Raw genomic sequence first — 19,054 nt, 5'->3', positions numbered from 1 at the left:
AACCTCGAAAAGGCATCATGGGCGGTAGTGGCTTTGAGGATAGCAGCTTCTACCCTTTCCACCAAATCGCAACTCGCCTAGCTGTCCTTGCATTGGACAGCTGGTTTGATATTGCCCTTCTCTACGCCTTTATCGACAATGTCCACTAACTCATGGGCGAGATACTTTACCGCTGGCTCGGCTTTGGCATAGTCCTCGCCATCGGTAACCACAGATAACGCGACGCCGACGCGCTTTCCGGCCACCTCATGAACACCAAATTGGCGGTAGGTGTACTCATTGTCGTCCTCGTCCAAGCCCCAGCCACTCTTGGCGCGGGTTCGCTTCTCTTTCGACAGGCCAATTTTCTGCCAGGACACAATGTCTTTGAGCACCTTGTGGACGTAGTCCGCCTCCTCAATGCAAGGCAATTCAGCACCGAAGACTGCTTGGTCTTTCAATGACCACGTGGAATAGCCAAAAGCGGTGTCATGGATATCCGCGTGTGATCCATAGTCTTCGAGCAATTCCTCTACTGCCTTATTGGCGGAGCCTTCGCGCCATTTCACCTGCGACCATAGGGCGTAGGCGGCATCGTTATCGGATTCCTTGATTGCCAGGTCGACCAAACTCTTATTCGCGCCGTCTTTCAGTGCGGCGATGGCGATAGGGACCTTTACCGTGGACCAGACGGGACCCTTACCCTTATCGCCCACAGCAATAGTGTCATCGCCAGCCGAAATAGCAACCCCAACCTTGGCGTGGTATTTCTTTGCAGTCTTGTCTACTGCACGATCAAGCTGAGAGCGCACTAAGTCTGGGTCGGGCGCTGGAGAGGACGTCGCGGGTGCTGAGACGTTCTCGGACTCAGGATCACCAGAGCAAGCGCTCACCGTAAACAGAGCGAGCGCTGCCAACAGGCTGGCGCCGAGGCGGTAACTATTCACAGTGTCCCTACTTCAACATGTCCTTTAGGTAGCTACCGGTATAGGAGCCCTCCACCTGCGCGACATCTTCCGGGGTGCCCTGCGCGACAACGGTGCCACCGCCGGCACCGCCTTCCGGTCCCATATCCACGATCCAGTCCGCAGCCTTGATGACATCGAGGTTGTGCTCGATGACGAGCACCGAATTTCCCTTGTCTACGAGGCCCTGGATGACCAACATCAGCTTGCGGATGTCTTCAAAGTGCAGACCGGTGGTCGGCTCGTCCAAGATGTAGATGGTCCTACCGTTGGTGCGCTTTTGCAGTTCCGAGGCGAGCTTAACGCGTTGGGCCTCACCGCCAGACAGCGTGGTAGCGGCTTGTCCGAGACGGACGTAGCCCAAGCCGACGTCGACAAGCGTGGCAAGGTAGCGGTGAATCGAGTTGATGGGCTCGAAGAAGTCCGCTGCCTCAGAAATGGGCATGTCAAGAACCTCGGCGATGTTCTTTCCCTTGTAGTGCACTTCCAGGGTCTCGCGGTTATAGCGAGCGCCCTCACACACCTCACACGGAACATACACGTCCGGCAGGAAGTTCATCTCGATCTTGATGGTGCCATCGCCTTGGCATGCCTCGCAGCGCCCACCCTTGACGTTGAAGGAGAAGCGGCCAGCCTTGTAGCCACGAACCTTGGCCTCCTGGGTTTCGGCAAAAAGGCTTCGGATCTTGTCAAAGACGCCCGTGTAGGTCGCTGGGTTGGAACGCGGAGTGCGGCCAATCGGGCTCTGGTCAACCTGGACCAACTTATCCAAGTGCTCCACGCCCTCGACGCGCTTGGCCCGGCCGGGGACCTGGCGGGCGCGGTTGAGCTTATTGGCCAAGGTCTTGGCCAAAATCTCATTAACCACGGTGGACTTACCAGAACCAGAAACACCGGTAATGCATGCCAACACTCCCAGCGGGATTTCGACGTTAATGCCCTTCAGGTTATTCTCGCGTGCACCCACCACTTTCAGGGTGCGGTCCTTGTCGATCTCGCGGCGGTGATCCGGGACAGCGAGCACCTTCTTGCCAGAAAGGTACTGGCCAGTCAGGGACTCCTCTACCTTTTCAATTCCCGCCGGTTCGCCTTGATAGACCACCTCGCCACCATATTCACCGGCACGCGGGCCCACATCGACAAGCCAATCGGACTCTCGGATGGTGTCTTCGTCATGTTCGACCACGATGAGGGTATTGCCAATATCGCGCAAACGCTGCAGGGTCTTAATAAGGCGCTGGTTATCGCGTTGGTGCAAACCAATGGAAGGCTCATCGAGCACATAAAGTACGCCGGCCAAACCGGAACCAATCTGCGTGGCCAAACGGATGCGTTGTGCCTCGCCGCCCGAAAGCGTGGACGCACCGCGATCCAAGGTCAGGTAATTCAGACCGACGTCCAGAAGGAAGCGCAACCGAGCCTGGGTTTCCTTGAGTACCGCACCGGCAATGATTTCCTCGCGGTGCCCCAGCACCAAAGAGTCCAGGAATTCAGAGGCATCTTCGATCGAAAGCGCACACAGCCCCGCAATGGACTGCTCACCGTGAGTAGTAGAGGCCAAGCGGACAGCCAAGATCTCCGGCTTCAAGCGCGTGCCTTTACAGGTGCTGCACGGCACGCGGCGGGTGTACTGCAGCAGGCGATCCTTTTGGGACTGAGAATCGGTCGTTTCCAGTTTGCGGTGAATGAAACCGGTCGCGCCCTCAAACGGCGCGGTCCAATTGCGCTGGCGCCCGTAGCGGTTCTTGTACCGAACCTGCACCTCCTCGTCCGTGCCATAGATGAGCGCATGGCGCTGCTCCTTGGTCAATTCGCTCACTGGCGTCTTAGGGTCAAAGCCCATTGCCTTGCCCAGACCCTCCACTAGTTTGACAAAGTAGCGGGAGTTGGGAGAGGAGTGCCACGGCTGAATCGCATCAACCGCCGGGGCATCCGGATCCGGAATAAGCAGGTCAACATCGACTTCCAGCTTGGTACCCAAACCATCACACACCGGGCAAGAACCAAACGGAGCATTGAAGGAAAAGGCACGGGGCTCATACTCTTCAATGGTCAAGGTGTGGCCATTGGGGCAGGCGGCCTTTTCCGAGTACGTGTGGGTGAGCTCTTCCCTATCTACGAACTCGATGGTGACCAGACCATCGGCCAAGCGCAGGGCCGTTTCCACCGAATCCGTTAAGCGTTGCTTCTGCGAGGCCTTCACCTGCAGGCGGTCAACCACTACCTCAATATTGTGCTTGATCTGCTTCTTTAGCTTGGGAGGATCACTGAGCTGATGGGTCTCTCCATCCACTCGCACGCGGGAATAACCCTGCGCCGAAAGATCCTGAAAAAGATCCACAAACTCGCCCTTGCGCTTGCGCACTACCGGTGCAAGCACCTGGAACTTCAGCTTTTCTTCTAGTTCCAGCACCGCATCCACGATCTGCTGCGGCGTTTGGCGCTCAATTACCGCATCGCACTTTGGGCAGTGCGGCGTACCAGCACGGGAAAATAGCAAGCGCAGGTAGTCGTAGATCTCCGTGATCGTGCCCACCGTGGAGCGTGGATTATGGTTGGTGGATTTTTGATCAATGGACACCGCGGGTGACAGGCCATCAATAAATTCCACGTTGGGCTTATCCATCTGCCCTAAAAACATGCGGGCATAAGAACTCAAGGATTCCACGTAGCGGCGCTGGCCTTCAGCGAAGATGGTGTCAAAGGCCAGCGAAGATTTACCGGAGCCGGATAGGCCGGTAAAAACAACCATTTTATCGCGGGGGATATCGATATCCACGCCCTTGAGGTTGTGCTCGCGGGCACCGCGCACCACCAAACGATCAGCCACTGTGCTCAGACCTCCAGTACTAGGGATTGCAATCTTCCCTCGAATGTACCCGTAGGCTGGGACACATGACTAACGAGCTTCAGCTACATCAGATTTCCGTGTCCGAGATGGACAATAACTGCTACCTCCTTCAGGCGGGCGAAGAGGGCTTGCTTGTCGACGCCGCCGATGACGCGCCCGCAATCCTCGACATGGCCCGCAAGGCCGGAGTGAAAATTACCGCGGTGCTCACGACCCACCGCCACTGGGACCACGTGCGCGCACTCGAGGAGATTTTGTCCGAAACGGGTGCTACTCACTACGCCTCCTTCCTTGATTCCCCCGCCATCCCGGCTGAGGTAGACGTGGAGCTGCGCAAGGGCGATTCCATCGAGTTCGCGGGTCTTCAGCTGCCAGTCATCATCTTGCGCGGCCACACCCCCGGCGGTGCAGCCCTAGTTGCAAGCATCGATGGCGTCACCAATCTCTTCGTAGGCGATTCCCTCTTCCCCGGTGGCCTGGGCAAGACTACCTCTGAGGGAGACTTCGTCCGTCTATATAAGGACGTCACCGCGCGCATCTTTGATGAGTTCCCCGACAATACGATCGTGCGCCCGGGACACGGCAAGTCCACGACCTTGGGCGAGGAGCGACCCAAGCTTGGTGACTGGTGGGAACGCCGCTGGTGATCCAAAGGCGGTTTTCCGCGTACAATGGTCTAGCACACGATAGGTCTAGAACAACGAGCTAAGGAGCTTTAAGGACTATGATTCGCAAGCTTGCCCGCCCCATGCTGGCATCCGTATTTGTATGGGAAGGCGTAGACAACCTGCGCAACGCGTCCGAGCATGTCAAGGAGACCGAGGGTTTCCTCAAGACCGTGCGCAAGGCCGTTCCTTCTGAGTACCAGGGCTACATCCCCAATGACCCAGAACTAGTTACCCGCGCCATTGGCGGCGCTAAGGTAGGCGCCGGCTCCACCTTGGCTCTGGGCAAGGCACCGCGCACTTCCGCTGCGGTACTGGCCGCCGCAACCCTGCCTAACCTGATTGGCAAGAATAACTTCTGGGCAGCAGACAACAAGGAAGACAAGGAATCCCGCCGCAACGGATTCGTTACCAACACCGCTTTGCTCGGCGCCCTATTTATCGCTACCCAGGACACCGAGGGCAAGCCTTCCCTGCGTTGGCGCGCACAGAAGGCCGGCAAGCGCACGAATAAGAAGATTCAGCAGGCGCTGCCTACTAAATCTGAATCCGAGCAGAAACGCGAAGAGCTCTCTGCCCGTGCTAACGAGCTGTCTTCCAAGGCCGGCGACTGGATCAACGAGACCTCTGCCAAGGCACAGGCTTATGTAGACGACAACAAGGATGACTGGCAGTCCACCGGCCGCGGTCTGCTGGATACCGCCAAGTCCTATGTTGACGATGCGAAGACCTACGTAGAGGACAACAAGGACGATTGGCAGGAGTCTGGCCGCGGCTTGCTGGGCAACGCCAAGTCCTTCATCGAGGACTCGGTCGACAACGCCAAGACTTACGTTGAAGACAATAAGGGTGACTGGCTCGAGACCGCACAGGCTAATCGCGACATCGCCCGTACCCGTGCTGTGAAGGCAGCTACCAAGGCTCAGGCACGTGCCGACAAGGCCGTCGCCAAGCTGGATGGCGCCAAGTCCAAGCGCGCAAACAAGAAGGCTTCCAAGCACGCTGACAAGCTGCAGCAGGAGGCAAATAAGAAGATCGAGGCAGCTATCAAGAAGCTGGAAAAGCGCTCTAAGTAGCCACATCTTCTTCAGCCGAGCATCTCGGCGATGACTCAACGGCCCAGCCTTATGCTGGGCCGTTGTTCTTTGTCACAGCAGGGTCTAAACTCATCTCTCCCCCTCGCCGGACAGCGTGCCCGGTACCTTCCACCCCATCAACGTCCAAACACCAAGGAGTCACGTGAACTCAGCATCCAATAAGCACGCGGCGGCCGCAGGTTCCTCGGAGCGCGAAGCCATCGCAACGGAGCAAGATTATGTGGACGGCCTTTTCTCCCGCCTCGACGATGAGGTGGCCGCGGCAAATGAACGGCTCAATGAGGTGCAGGCGGACGTAGATCCCTCCACCCCGGACGCGGATGCCTTGGTGCGCCGCGAAACGGAATACCACGGGCTCCAAGCCAAGCTGGATCGTCTCAATGTGGCACAGATGGGTTTGGTCTTTGGCCGCATCGACATCGATGCCCCAGGTGACAATCCCACCCCGGAAGGCCTAGATCGCCGCTACATCGGCCGCATGGGACTCGATGCGCGTGAAGATGACTATCGCACGCTACTGCTTGACTGGCGTGCCCCCATGGCACGGCCCTTCTATCTCGCTACCACCGCCCAGCCAGAAGGCGTGCACACCCGCCGCCAAATCCGCACCAAGGGGCGCACCGTCACGGGCATTCATGATGAGGTCCTCTCCGGCCCCGGCGTGCGTGAAGAAGAGGCCGGCGTAGCGAGCGAATCCGCTCTCTACCACGCTATGCAGCGAGCCCGCACGGGTCACATGGCTTCCATTGTGGAGACCATTCAGCGGGAGCAGGACGAGATTATCCGCGATAACACCCGCGGCGTAATGGTGGTAGAAGGCGGCCCCGGCACCGGCAAGACCGCAGTTGCGCTGCACCGCGTTGCCTATCTGCTCTATACCCACCGCGAGCTGCTTTCTACCACCGGTGTACTCATCGTTGGCCCCAATAGCAGCTTCTTGGACTATATTTCGCGCGTGCTCCCAGAACTGGGCGAGACCGGCGTGGTGCTCTCCACCATCGGCGGACTCTTCCCTGGAATCGAACCGGAACACAAAGAAGACCTCGTGGCTCGGGAAATCAAGGGCAGCGACGCCATGGTGGAAATCCTCTCCACCGCGGTCAAGGACTACCAGCTGCTTCCCGACGCCCCCCGCGAACTAGCAGTCGACGGCCTTACCTTAAGCGTCACCCCAAAAATGGTGAAAAGCGCCCGGACACGTGCACGCCGCTCGCGCAAGCCGCACAATGAGGCTCGCGGTGCCTTCATTGAGCATTTAGTAGAAGACCTTGCCCAGCAAATGGCAGAAAAGGTAGGTGCAGATCCGCTTGGCGGAAAGAATCTTCTTTCGCGCGCTGATATCGATCAATTCCACGATGACCTTGCTGAGGACGCGGCCGTTACTGCCTTGATCGATGAGTTTTGGCCCGAACTACACCCCACCGATGTACTTGCTGCTCTAGTCTCCTCACGCGAGCGTATCGCTTCTGCCGCCCACGGATATGACGAGGAAACCCAAGAAGCGCTCTACCGCGCAGAGGGGCGAGCATGGACGGGTTCGGATGCGGCCTTGCTAGACGAGCTTGCCGTCCTCATCGGCCTACCCAACCCTGAAGAAAAGAAGGCAGCCGATGATGCGGCGTGGCGCGACCAAGTGGCTGATGCGGAAGACGCATTGGATATCTTGTCCTCCTCCGAGTCCACAGATAATGACGATGACATGTTTGAAGCAGAAATCCTCTCTGCCCACGATGTCATCGACGCCGAGACCTTGGCGCACCGCCAGGAGGTACGCGATAAACGCACCACTGCCCAACGCGCCCGCGAAGACCATACGTGGGCTTATGGTCACATCATCGTGGACGAGGCCCAGGAGTTAACACCTATGGAGTGGCGAATGCTCTTCCGGCGCTGCCCTTCCCGGTGGATGACTTTGGTGGGTGATACCTCCCAGACTGGTTCCCCGGCAGGTGTTGATGACTGGGGCGAGGCCCTCGAGCCCTTCGTAGCCCAGCGCTTCCGTCACCACTTCTTAACCGTCAACTATCGCACCCCGCAGCCCATCACGGATTTGGCCAATGGACTGTTGGAAATGATTAACCCTGAAGCCATTCCGGCGACAGCCATCCGTGATGGGGTGCAGGTGCGTCGGCTTGAGCAAGGCAACTACACCCCTGGTGTACACAGCGAAGAGGACGGCAGGCTCACAGCGGTTATTGACGCCGCCACGGCGGAGCGCTACAAGGGCCTCGAGTTTGACCACGTGGTCGTGCTCGATCCGCAGCGCATCGTAGATGCCTCCCCACAGGGATTGCAGAACCTCTATGTCTGCATCACTCGTGCCACTCAGTCGCTCACGCTCGTTGGTGACTGCGGCGAAGTTCTTTAGGCTCCCGTAAGCTTTATGCCATGGCCTTATCTGACATCATGCGCAAAGCTGAAAGCTCACTTAACTCCATTACTTTGAAGCGCTCCCAACGGCGTGGATGGCGGCCCCTGATTGTGGGATATACAGGATATGGCACCACCGAACAGGTGAGGATCTTCGGCCGCGTACTCATGCACGATCCCGATGAAGGCAAGAAAGATACGTGGGGTGAGCGCGGCTACCAGCAGTTTCTTACCATTCAAGTAGGGCACCACGACGTTTCGGTAACTATCGGGGAAAAGACTGTCACCGGCACCACCGATCGAAACGGATACATTGACTTACTAGTCCATGACCACGAATTAGAGCCCGGGTGGCATACGGCAACGATTGAGGCCGCAAACGCGAATGCCGTGGAGGTCCAGCTACTTATCGTTGATCCGGCGGCCAAGATCGGCATCATTAGCGATATCGATGACACGGTGCTTGTCACGTGGCTGCCGCGTGCGCTCACCGCGGCGTGGAATTCCTGGGCCAAGCGCCCTAGTAAGCGACAGGCCGTTCCCGGAATGGCTGAATTCTATGCTCAGCTACAGCAACGCTTCCCCCAAGCCCCAGTGTTTTATCTATCTACGGGCGCTTGGAATACCTTTGGCTCGCTGAAGAAATTCCTGTCTCACCATGGTTTCCCCGCGGGTCCCATGCTGCTGACGGACTGGGGCCCAACGGAAACGGGACTTTTCCGCAGCGGGCAGGAGCACAAGCGTGTTCAACTGCGCAATCTACTCATTGCCTACCCGGATATGCAATGGATTCTCATTGGCGATGACGGACAGCATGATCCGCTCACCTACGGCGATGTGGCTAACGAGCATCCGGACCGGATCCACTCTGTGCTCATCCGCAATCTGAGCCCGCAAGAGCAGTTGCTCTCTCACGGCTCCCTGAGCCCTTTGGCCGATGCAAATGAGGAGGGCCACTTCTCTATCCCTTTGATTCAGGGCGCGAACGGCGACGCCATTGCCGCTGCATTCAACGCTGCACACCCAGCGGAGTAAACAGCACTTAACGACGAAACCCGCCTTGGCCTTCCAACAAGACCAAGGCGGGTTTTAATCACCGCAGTTAGCTGACGGTGTGAACGATCATTACATCGCAGTCAGACTGGCGAGCAACGTCTGCCGGCACGGAGCCCAGCAGGCGACCGGTCAGGGAGTTGATGCCGCGGTTGCCCACGATAAGCAGGTCAGCATCGTTGTCGTTGACGATGGACATCAGGGCCTGCACTGGGGTGCCCGGGCGAACAGCGGTTTCGACCTTGGAAGCGCCGAACTTCTCAGCGTGTGCCTTAGCATCCTTGAGGTTTGCCTCCGCCTTCTCATCGCCCAAAATGGTTACGGAATCCTGGCGCAGGGTCTTGGAAGCCTGCTCCTGGTTTTCGTAGTAAGCACAACCAATAATCAGATTGGAATCGAATGCGGCGGCGATCTTAGCTGCTCGCTCTACAGCGAGGAGAGAAGACTTAGAACCGTCAGTACCGACAACGATCGAGTTGTAGTCGCTCATGATGACCTTTCTTTGTGGGTGTGTACCCGGAGTGTTTATTTAGCCTACAGAGGCATTACTGCCAGTGTAACAACGAAAAAAGATTAACGTTTCTCGCTGGTATTAACTACGACGACGTCTACCTTTGACTTGTGGGTTAGTTCCGTTGGGACAGAACCAAAGACTCGACCACGAACGGAATTCACGCCGCGGTTTCCCACCACGAACAGGTCCACGTCATAGTCCTGACCTACTTCCAACAAGGCTTTTACTGGGTCTCCAGATTTCCCTACGATTTCAATGTGTTCCGCACCCTCCGACTCGGCGATACGGGTGGCATTGGTTAGGTAGGTACCGGCCATGTCCTCACTTACAACGGGCAGACCGGCTTCGTCGCCCCTCGGAGCACCAAGCATGGATCCAGCGTGGTTATAAAAAGCTGAGATAATAATCAGCTTAGCGTCGTACGCCCGTGCCATGGACGCCGCAGCGCGGACCGCGCGCAGGGAGGTTTCAGAGCCATCGGTGCCGACGGCAATGTTTTTATAAGTAAGCATTATTCTCCTTGCAGTTGAACTATTTCACAGTGACAACTAAACGGCGCTTCTGGCACTTATTCAGTATAACTAGCGCAGCCCTTTAGAAAAGTACCCACGGAGCCAATCATCACTTTCAGGGGGAGAAAACTAAATTCCCGCTTCCTTCAATCCACGCAATTCCTTCTTTAGATCAGCAATCTCATCGCGCAGACGACCAGCCAGTTCAAATTTGAGCTCGCGCGCGGCGGCACCCATTTGGGCCGAGAGGTCGTCGATAAGCGCCTGCACCTCATCGGTAGCCATGCTGGAAATATCCCGCTTCTCCACCACTGCAGAGGGGTCGGAGTTGGCCTCCTCTTCCCCGCCGTCTTCATAGACTTGGTCAAGGATATCGGCAATCTTCTTCCGCAAAGGCTGCGGATCGATGCCGTGTTCCTTGTTATAAGCTATCTGCTTTTCGCGGCGTCGCTCCGTCTCCTCGATTGCCTCTTGCATCGAATCGGTGATTTTATCGGCATACATAATCACCTCGCCAGAGACGTTACGGGCAGCACGGCCGATGGTCTGGATGAGCGAGGTGGTAGAGCGCAAGAAACCTTCCTTGTCCGCATCCAAGATGGCAACGAGCGATACCTCGGGGAGGTCAAGTCCCTCACGCAGGAGGTTAATGCCCACCAGCACATCAAACTCGCCAAGGCGCAATTGCCGCAAAAGCTCGACGCGCTGCAAGGTATCGATATCCGAGTGCAAGTAGCGCACCTTAATCCCCTGCTCCAGCAGGTAATCGGTGAGGTCTTCTGCCATGCGCTTAGTCAGCGTCGTCACCAGCACTCGCTCTTGCTGCGAAATGCGGGTGCGTACCTCATCAATAAGGTCATCAATCTGGCCCTTAGTGGGTTTGACGGTAACCTTCGGATCCACCAGACCAGTCGGGCGAATAACCTGCTCCACGTACTCACCGTCCGAGGACGTTAGTTCAAAGTCGCCAGGGGTGGCGGACATGTAGACGGTTTGTCCCACGCGTTGTTCAAACTCATCGAAGGTCAGCGGGCGGTTATCCACTGCGGAGGGCAGCCGGAAACCGAACTCCACCAGGTTGCGCTTGCGGGACATATCGCCCTCGAACATGCCGCCGATCTGTGGGACCGTGACGTGGGACTCGTCAATGATGGTGAGAAAATCCTCTGGGAAGTAGTCCAGCAGCGTTGCCGGAGCGGAGCCGGCCGGACGGCCATCGACGTGGCGGGAGTAGTTCTCGATGCCGGAGCAAAAACCTACCTGCTCGATCATTTCTAGATCGTATTCGGTGCGCATGCGAAGTCGTTGTGCCTCGAGCAACTTGCCGCGGTTTTCCAGATCTTCCAGGCGCTCGGCCAATTCCTCCTTGATGGCAGCCACAGCTTTTTCCATGCGTTCGGGTCCTGCCACGTAGTGGGTCGCGGGGAAGATACGCACCTCGTCTACTTCCTCGATGACATCGCCAGTGACGGGGTGAATGTAGTAGAGAGAATCAATATCATCGCCGAAGAATTCAATGCGCACCGCACGTTCCTCATAAGCCGGAATGATATCGACCGTGTCGCCCTTGGCACGGAATGTACCGCGGGTAAATCCCACGTCGTTGCGTTCGTATTGGATATCCACCAGCAAACGGAGGAAGCGGTCCCGGTCTAGCTCCTCGTCCACGGAAATAATGACCGAGCGATCCAAATAGGACTGCGGTGTACCCAAGCCATAAATGCAGGACACGGAGGACACAACCACCACGTCCCGGCGGGACAGCAGAGCCGAGGTGGCCGAGTGGCGCAGGCGCTCTACGTCCTCGTTGATGGACGAATCCTTCTCAATATAGGTATCCGTCTGCGCAATATAAGCCTCTGGCTGGTAGTAGTCATAATAAGAAACGAAGTACTCCACCGCGTTATGCGGCAAAAGTTGGCGCAGCTCGTTCGCTAGCTGCGCTGCCAGGGTCTTATTTGGTGCCATCACCAGCGTGGGTCGCTGCTGCTTTTCGATCAACCACGCAGCTGTGGCGGACTTACCTGTACCGGTAGCACCCATGAGTACTACATCGCGCTCATCGCGGTTGAGGCGCTCATTGAGCTCTTCAATAGCAGCGGGCTGGTCGCCGGCCGGTTCGTATTCAGAGACAACCTGAAACTCGCCTGGGGTGCGCTCGACCTCGCTGACGACGCGGTGCTCGGAATTTGGAATAAGAGGATGTTCAGCAGCAAAAGCCATGCCCACTACTCTACTGCTTATATGGCACGGCTAGCTATGTTCACGGCAAGGAGTCCTGCGCGGTGCGCAGCCACTCTTCCAGCTCGCCGGTGGTCTCCCACAGCGCATAAACAGAAGACGTCTCTGGGCGCATCGCACTATTGATGCGACGGCGCAGCCATGCTTTAGACTGCGGCGTATACAGGGGCGCAAGATCCTCGCGGTGGATTCCTTCCGGCAGCGCATCAGCTTTCAGCTTCAACAAGGCGCCCAGTGCGATCATGGTTTCTGCGTCATCGGAGTCCATGGGCTCTTCGGCGCATGACTTCTGAAAGGCCTTGAGATCGAAAGAGCCATCACGCAAGCTAGCGAGCAGTTCTCGCGCCGCGTGATTGTCAAAAGGCCCAGTATCCCACGTTCCCACGGCGAGTAGCTTAAGACGCGAAAGTTAACGCAACTTCGAAACTGCGTAAACTCTAACCACCCAACGGTTAAAGTTTGGGTGACCCCGCGTCTATGACTCCGCTTCTATACGGTTCATGACCTCGGCCGCTCGCGCGCGCAGCTGCTCCAGCGTGCCGTTGTTGTCAATGACGTGCGTGGCTGCGGCTAGTCTCACCTCATCAGGTACCTGCGCTGCTATGCGACGGCGCGCATCGTCCTCTTCCAGCCCGCGTGAAGCAATGAGGCGGCGGACGCGCTCTTCAACGGCCACGTCGACCACGATGACGTAGTCCATATCCTTGTCTAAGCCGTTATCCACCAAAAGCGGCATATCGTAAGCGGCAAAGTCATAGCCTTCTTCACGTGCCTCCGCGAACTGACGCTGCGTTTCCTCTTGGATGCGTGGATGGGTAATGGAGTTCAGCAACTCAGTGTGTTCCTTGTCCGCAAAGGCTCGCTTCGCTAACTCTTTGCGGTTGAGGCTGCCGTCCGCCAGTATAATGTCTTCTCCGAATGCTGCCGCCAGCTCCGATAGAGCTGGCTTGCCAGGCTTGACGACGTCGCGCGCAATGCCATCGGCGTCTACCACGCGCCACCCTCGTTCACGGCAGATCCTCGCGACTGTTGACTTACCACTGCCAATACCACCTGTAAGCCCAATGAGTTTCATGGCAGCCACCCTACGCCAAAAGGAGCCCCACCATATGAAACGGTGTGGGCCCCTCTGTCGATTATAAGTGTCAGCAATCCTTTATTCCGCTGCTTCCTCCGGCTTCGGCGGAATGCGGAGCAAGTCATCACTCGGGGTAACCGGGCCGGCTTCACCGGAGACCGCGCCGAACTTGGTGGCGTTAGTAACCACAACCGGAGTAATCAGGTTATAGCCCTTGGAACGGATGAAATCCGGGTCAAAGCTAATCAACTTATCGCCCGCGGAAATGCGTTGCTTCTTTTCCACGTGAACTTCGAAGCCTTCGCCTCCCAGCTCTACGGTGTCGAGACCTACGTGGATGAGCAGTTGCACGCCGTTGTCGAGGCTAAGGCCTACCGCATGTCCGGACTTTTGCACGGTGAGCACCTTGCCGTCGGCAGGCGCATAGACGGTATTGCCAGTTGGCTGCACTGCCATGCCAGGCCCCAGCTTTGCACCTGCGAAGATAGGATCTGGGACTTCCGAAAGGTCAACTGCCTCGCCCTCCAGGGGGGAATCTAACACGATGTCGGCCTTGCCAGCCTGCTTGGCGGCAACACCAGTAGCAGCAGTGCCCGCAGCGCTGGCAGCAACGGCGCCACCCGCATTCGAGGGCTCTCCCTTCCCGGCCTTGGTGGACTTGAACTCCGAACGAGCAGCTACGTCATCCACGGATTCGCCCTGTTCGCGGGCGATGCGCTCCAAGTCTGCCTGCTTTTCTTCTGCTGTGCGGTAGCCGAAGAACAGGGTCAGGAAGAAAGAGGTAAGGAATGCAGCCGTAATACCAAGGACGTAGCCCAGCTGCGGCGTCATAGCGCCGGTGGTCAACGCAGAGGTAAAGACGAAGGCCTCAGCGCGGACATCGAAGATACCGATGATTGCGCCGCCTACCGCACAACCTGGCAGCAACCGGTAGTAGCTGCGGCGGAAGCGCAACAAGATGCCATAGAGGGAAGGCTCAGACACGCCACCGAGGATGCCCGCTGCGAAGGCACCGATAGAAACCTGGCGCATGGCATTGTTCTTTTCCCTGAAGGAGATAACCATGACCGCGCCCACAACGCCGAAGCAGGCGAAGTTCCACGCGCCCATCGGACCCTGAATGAAGTCGTAGCCGTAGGTCGCGATGTTCTGAATCATGATGACATTCAGCGGCCAGTGCAGGCCCATCGGAACGAGGAACGGGTACAGCAGCGGAATGACAATAGCCAAGATGAACGGCGAGAAACCATTGATTTGGTACAGGACCCAGGAAATGCCATAGCCTACGCCAATGCCGAACGGGCCGAGCAGGAAGGCCGTTGCCGGAATCATAATGAGCAAGGAGAAGAACGGCACGAAGACCATATGAACTGCGCTCGGAATGATCTTCTTTAGCCCCTTTTCCACCCAGTACAGGCCGATTGCAGCCAAAATAGGCGGGAATACCTGGGAGCCGTAGGAGTTGATGACCAACGGCAGGCCAAACACGTTGACGGTATCGCCTTGCTCACCCAGCGACATAAATTCGGGGGTCAAAAGTGCCGCGGGAATAGCCGCGGAGACCCACATATTCGCGCCCAGCTTTTGGGCCGCGGTCGCACCGACCATTACGGGCAAGAAATAGAAGACCGACTGGAACATGGCATGAGCCAGACGGAAGCCTTCTGGTTGCTCCTCCAGCGGTGCGCGGAAATCCTGGATGTGCGCCGTGTCCGCCAGGATGAGCAGCATGATAATCAGCGAAGCGCCGAGCAATGCCCACAGGACCGGGCGGAAAGTATCAGAAAGGAACTCGAAGCAGTAATCTACCCAGTCATACTTACCGCGAACACCGTCATACTCCTTCTTGGAGGACGCTTCTTTATCGCCGGAAGCATGCACACCGGGCTGCTTGATGATCTCGTTGTAATAGTCAGCGACGCCGCCGCCCATGACTACCTGGTAGCCGTGAGCACCCTGGGGCACGGTACCAAGCACCGCTGGGTCGCTATCGAGCTTTTCTTGGTCAACTTTCCCCGCATCGGCAAGTTGGAAGCGCAGGCGCGTTGCGCAGTGCGTCAGCGACGTGATGTTGTCGGCGCCGCCGATACTTTCAACGATGTGGGTGGAAGTGTCCTTAATAGATGCCACTTCTTACTCCTCAGTTCAAATACCACTTATAACCAGTACTGCACTGGCTATAACGTCAGGTTTGAGTATAAGAGGATTCCCACATGAACAAAAGCCCGTTTTGTGGACTTGCCAGGGAGTTTTTCTACTTGCCACTGCTTGTCCGCTGGTCAACCACCTAGAGGCAACGATCATCCCGGCAAACGATTGCACAAACTGTCTAAAAGATCACAAAAGCCGCGCCCACCCCATCTAGGTGATGAAGTGGGCGCGGCCGTGAGCCAAGCCCTAAGGCCTAGCGGAAACTAAGCGGAAGCTTTAGTTGCCAGCGAGCTTGTCGCGCAGTGCAGCGAGCTGCTCGTCGGAAGCCAGGGAGCCGCCAACCTCTGCCTGAGTCTCGGATGCCGGAGCTGCATCGGAGGAATCAGAGGAGTAGTTGGAGGACTCTGTAGACTCAGCAGCCTCAGCGGCTGCGGCGCGGTTGCGCTCGATCTGAGCGGTGTGCAGGTTGAAGCGACGCTCGGACTCTGCGTAGCGTGCCTCCCAAGCCTGACGCTGCTCGTCGAAGCCTTCCTTCCACTCGTTGGTCTCAGGGTCGAAGCCCTCAGGGAAGACGTAGTTGCCCTGCTCGTCGTAGGAGTCAGCCATGCCGTACTTGGACGGATCGAACTCTTCGGTGTAGTCCTCGTCTGCCTGCTTAACGGACAGGGAGATACGACGACGCTCGAGATCGATGTCGATGACCTTGACCATAACCTCCTGGCCAACGGTGACAACCTGGTCCGGAACCTCGACGTGGCGCTGAGCCAGCTCGGAAATGTGAACCAGGCCCTCGATGCCCTCCTCGACGCGAACGAAGGCGCCGAACGGAACGAGCTTGGTGACCTTGCCCGGAACGATCTGGCCCACAGCGTGGGTGCGGGCGAATACGCGCCACGGATCTTCCTGGGTAGCCTTCAGGGACAGGGAAACGCGCTCGCGGTCCAGATCGACGTCCAGAACCTCAACGGTTACCTCGTCACCAACGGTAACAACCTCAGATGGGTGGTCGATGTGCTTCCAGGACAGCTCAGAAACGTGAACCAGGCCGTCGACACCGCCGAGATCGACGAAGGCGCCGAAGTTGACGATGGAGGAAACAACGCCCTTGCGGACCTGGCCCTTCTGCAGCTGGTGCAGGAACTCGGAGCGAACCTCGGACTGGGTCTGCTCGAGGTATGCACGGCGGGACAGGACAACATTGTTGCGCTGCTTGTCCAGCTCGATGATCTTTGCTTCCAGCTCCTGGCCGATGTACGGCTCCAGGTCACGGACGCGACGCATCTCAACCAGAGATGCAGGCAGGAAGCCACGCAGGCCGATATCCAGGATGAGGCCGCCCTTGACAACCTCGATAACGGTACCGGTAACAGGCTCTTCCTTGGCCTGCAGCTCCTCGATGGCGCCCCATGCGCGCTCGTACTGTGCACGCTTCTTGGACAGGATCAGGCGACCTTCCTTGTCCTCCTTGGTGAGAACAAGTGCGTCAACCTCATCGCCGACCTCAACAACCTCGTCCGGGTTGACGTCGTGCTTGATGGACAGCTCGCGGGAAGGGATAACGCCTTCGGTCTTGTATCCGATGTCCAGCAGTACCTCGTCGTGGTCAACCTTGACGACGGTACCCTCGACAATGTCACCATCGTTGAAGTACTTGATGGTGGCGTCTACAGCTGCGAGGAAGTCCTCTGCGGTTCCGATATCGTTAATCGCAACCTGCGGGGTGTTAGAAGATGGCATATTGAAAAAATGCTCCGAATAAATGTAGGAAATCGAAATTGGACAACTGCGCGTCTCTCGAAAAAAGCTTGCTAAGCTGCGCAAATGCAGCTAAAAAGAGGAATATTCGATCCCGCCTCGTGATTGCTTAAAGCCTTCCTACAGGGACTTAGAACAACCCGTGGCATAGACACGCCCGTCCAACACTACATCTGTCCAGCTAAAAGGGCAAATACACGGACCAACTATTTCGCAAAGGAATTTCTCCCACCGTGACTTCCCCCTCGCACGCAAACCAGGCCTACTGGGATAGCGACGCCGCCAATTACCACGCCGAGCACCCCGACTACCTTTCTTCCTTTTACTGGTGCCCAGAAATGCTCCACGAAGACCAAGCACACTTGCTAGGCGACGTCTCGGCTTCCTCCGTACTCGAAATTGGCTGCGGCTCCGCCCCGTGTACCCAATGGCTGCAGTCGCGCGCGCACTTCGCCACCGGCTTCGATATTTCCCGCGGCATGCTCAACCACGCTGCACCCGGACTCCCCTTAGCCCAGGCCGATGCACTGTCACTCCCCTACGCCACGGGCTCTTTCGACGTAGCCTTTTCGGCGTTCGGCGCCTTCCCTTTTCTTGCCAACCTTGATTTAGCCCTAAGTGAAGTCTCGCGTGTCCTCAAACCTGGCGGTAGGTTCGTTCTCTCGGCTAACCACCCCATGCGCTGGATATTCCCTGATGATCCCACCAATCTGACGGCCGATATCAGCTATTTCGATCGCGCTTATCTGGAGCAAGACCGCGATGGCAACCTGACCTATGCGGAATTTCATCGCACTATCGCGGATTGGTTTCAGGCTTTACAGGGCGAAGGTCCGTTTCTTATCGAGGACATTATCGAGCCCGAATGGCCTAGGGATCTCACCACTACATGGGGCCAATGGTCGCCGGAGCGCGGCGAAATCTTCCCCGGCACGATTATTTTCGTCTGCCGGAATTGCCGCTAACCTATGGGCATGTTTCTGGATCGAATTGGCCTACTCCTACGCCGCGGCCTCGCATGGTGGATCGACGCCTTCCTGGCAGCGGCCGTTATCGTTGTGGTGCGCTGGGCAATCAATGCACTTGCCGACGCCCCCTTAACCGGCCAAGCCCTGGAAATTTACAACGCTGTGGCCCTCGCCCTAGTCTTCTACGCCTACCGCGTATGGGCCGAGGCCACGAAGACAACTTCGCTAGGAAAATGGTCACTCAAGCTGGAGATCGTCGCCACCCACCCCGGATGGCGCGCTGCCTGCTTGCGCAATTCCTGGCTGTTACTTTCTATGCTCACACTGACGGGAGTGCCGTTTATTGTGCCGTTGCTACTCGGCGTCCTAAGCGTGAGTGTCCTCGCCTTCGGTCAAACACCGTTCGACATGCTGGCCAATTGCCTAGTCGAGCGCCGATCTCAGATAGACACGCCTTCTTTTCGCGGCACCAAGTAATACAGGAGCGCAAGGACTACCAGGACAGCGAACATCCACGAAGATGGGAAGAGGAATGCTAGTGCCGTAGCTACCACCATCACCGCTACGGCCGTTAGCCTCCTGACCTTCGGGTTGGGTGCCACGCGGGCGATGGTCATGGCGGCGACAACATACGACACCGCCAAAATTCCGTACCCGATTACACTCACCCTATATTCTGCAAGATACCGTTCGAGCCCGAAGTCAGCAATATCGGTGGCAGGAAAGGTTACTTGAATGGCCCAAAGGCTTTCAAAGACGCGGAGGGTCCACCTATTCGTCTTCTCTTCTAACGCCACGGCTCGGCAATTCCCTTCTTAGCTTTTCGACTTACACTCATAACTTTTTCCGCACAGA

Annotated in this window: 16 protein-coding genes; 6 read left to right on the top strand and 10 right to left on the bottom strand. The window is 57.2% G+C overall.

Annotation, left to right across the window (positions count from 1 at the left end; all coding sequences use genetic code 11):
- Positions 1 to 77: 77 nt before the first annotated feature.
- The gene (locus ACKFRX_RS06310) at positions 78 to 926 is read right to left on the bottom strand and encodes a hypothetical protein (RefSeq protein ID WP_408927528.1); all 849 of its coding nucleotides are present in this window, start codon (positions 924 to 926) and stop codon (positions 78 to 80) included.
- A gap of 7 nt (positions 927 to 933) precedes the next feature.
- Positions 934 to 3,774, bottom strand: a complete 2,841-nt coding sequence (uvrA, locus tag ACKFRX_RS06305) for an excinuclease ABC subunit UvrA (protein ID WP_408927527.1) — start codon at positions 3,772 to 3,774, stop codon at positions 934 to 936.
- A 65-nt stretch (positions 3,775 to 3,839) separates the two neighbouring features.
- Here uvrA and ACKFRX_RS06300 point away from each other — a divergent pair, with 65 nt between their 5' ends.
- From ACKFRX_RS06300 to ACKFRX_RS06285, 4 genes are all read left to right on the top strand, one after another.
- Complete coding sequence (locus tag ACKFRX_RS06300) at positions 3,840 to 4,442, top strand: MBL fold metallo-hydrolase (protein ID WP_005327847.1); 603 nt, start codon at positions 3,840 to 3,842, stop codon at positions 4,440 to 4,442.
- Between the two features lie 77 nt (positions 4,443 to 4,519).
- Positions 4,520 to 5,536 (top strand): DoxX family protein, encoded by a 1,017-nt coding sequence (locus ACKFRX_RS06295; protein WP_005323270.1) that lies wholly within the window; start codon positions 4,520 to 4,522, stop codon positions 5,534 to 5,536.
- A gap of 163 nt (positions 5,537 to 5,699) precedes the next feature.
- A complete protein-coding gene (locus tag ACKFRX_RS06290; protein WP_408927526.1) occupies positions 5,700 to 7,925 on the top strand; it encodes a HelD family protein in 2,226 nt (741 codons plus the stop codon).
- Positions 7,926 to 7,945: 20 nt separating this feature from the next.
- Positions 7,946 to 8,962: an App1 family protein gene (locus ACKFRX_RS06285; protein WP_408927525.1), complete on the top strand. Its 1,017-nt coding sequence runs from the start codon at positions 7,946 to 7,948 to the stop codon at positions 8,960 to 8,962.
- A gap of 67 nt (positions 8,963 to 9,029) precedes the next feature.
- On the opposite strand, the gene ACKFRX_RS06280 is transcribed toward ACKFRX_RS06285, so the two are convergent.
- The 7 genes from ACKFRX_RS06280 to rpsA form a co-directional block, all read right to left on the bottom strand.
- The gene (locus ACKFRX_RS06280) at positions 9,030 to 9,470 is read right to left on the bottom strand and encodes a universal stress protein (protein WP_005323273.1); all 441 of its coding nucleotides are present in this window, start codon (positions 9,468 to 9,470) and stop codon (positions 9,030 to 9,032) included.
- Positions 9,471 to 9,553: 83 nt separating this feature from the next.
- Positions 9,554 to 10,006 (bottom strand): universal stress protein, encoded by a 453-nt coding sequence (locus ACKFRX_RS06275; RefSeq protein ID WP_005323274.1) that lies wholly within the window; start codon positions 10,004 to 10,006, stop codon positions 9,554 to 9,556.
- 129 nt (positions 10,007 to 10,135) lie between these two features.
- On the bottom strand, positions 10,136 to 12,229 hold the full coding sequence (uvrB, locus tag ACKFRX_RS06270) for an excinuclease ABC subunit UvrB (protein WP_408927524.1): 2,094 nt from the start codon (positions 12,227 to 12,229) through the stop codon (positions 10,136 to 10,138).
- A gap of 40 nt (positions 12,230 to 12,269) precedes the next feature.
- Positions 12,270 to 12,632 (bottom strand): DUF4259 domain-containing protein, encoded by a 363-nt coding sequence (locus ACKFRX_RS06265; protein WP_005323276.1) that lies wholly within the window; start codon positions 12,630 to 12,632, stop codon positions 12,270 to 12,272.
- 90 nt (positions 12,633 to 12,722) lie between these two features.
- Complete coding sequence (gene coaE / locus ACKFRX_RS06260; protein WP_408927523.1) at positions 12,723 to 13,322, bottom strand: dephospho-CoA kinase; 600 nt, start codon at positions 13,320 to 13,322, stop codon at positions 12,723 to 12,725.
- Positions 13,323 to 13,403: 81 nt separating this feature from the next.
- Positions 13,404 to 15,455 carry a glucose PTS transporter subunit IIA gene (locus ACKFRX_RS06255; RefSeq protein WP_408927522.1) on the bottom strand — a complete coding sequence of 684 codons (2,052 nt, stop codon included), beginning with the start codon at positions 15,453 to 15,455 and terminating at the stop codon, positions 13,404 to 13,406.
- Positions 15,456 to 15,752: 297 nt separating this feature from the next.
- A complete protein-coding gene (rpsA, locus tag ACKFRX_RS06250; RefSeq protein ID WP_005323279.1) occupies positions 15,753 to 17,213 on the bottom strand; it encodes a 30S ribosomal protein S1 in 1,461 nt (486 codons plus the stop codon).
- Between the two features lie 251 nt (positions 17,214 to 17,464).
- Between rpsA and ACKFRX_RS06245 the strand changes: the two genes are divergently transcribed.
- Positions 17,465 to 18,196, top strand: a complete 732-nt coding sequence (locus tag ACKFRX_RS06245; RefSeq protein WP_005323280.1) for a class I SAM-dependent methyltransferase — start codon at positions 17,465 to 17,467, stop codon at positions 18,194 to 18,196.
- Between the two features lie 9 nt (positions 18,197 to 18,205).
- Positions 18,206 to 18,676, top strand: coding sequence for an RDD family protein (locus tag ACKFRX_RS06240; RefSeq protein WP_408927521.1), 471 nt, complete (start codon positions 18,206 to 18,208; stop codon positions 18,674 to 18,676).
- Here the strand turns inward: ACKFRX_RS06240 and ACKFRX_RS06235 are convergent.
- Positions 18,640 to 18,996 carry a hypothetical protein gene (locus ACKFRX_RS06235; RefSeq protein ID WP_408927520.1) on the bottom strand — a complete coding sequence of 119 codons (357 nt, stop codon included), beginning with the start codon at positions 18,994 to 18,996 and terminating at the stop codon, positions 18,640 to 18,642. The genes ACKFRX_RS06240 and ACKFRX_RS06235 overlap by 37 nt on opposite strands.
- Positions 18,997 to 19,054: the final 58 nt, after the last annotated feature.

Source organism: Corynebacterium tuberculostearicum (assembly GCF_046097465.1).
Taxonomy (GTDB): Bacteria; Actinomycetota; Actinomycetes; order Mycobacteriales; family Mycobacteriaceae; genus Corynebacterium; species Corynebacterium tuberculostearicum_I.
Note: the sequence above shows the minus strand (reverse complement) of the source record. Positions and strands in the feature narration are given on the sequence as shown.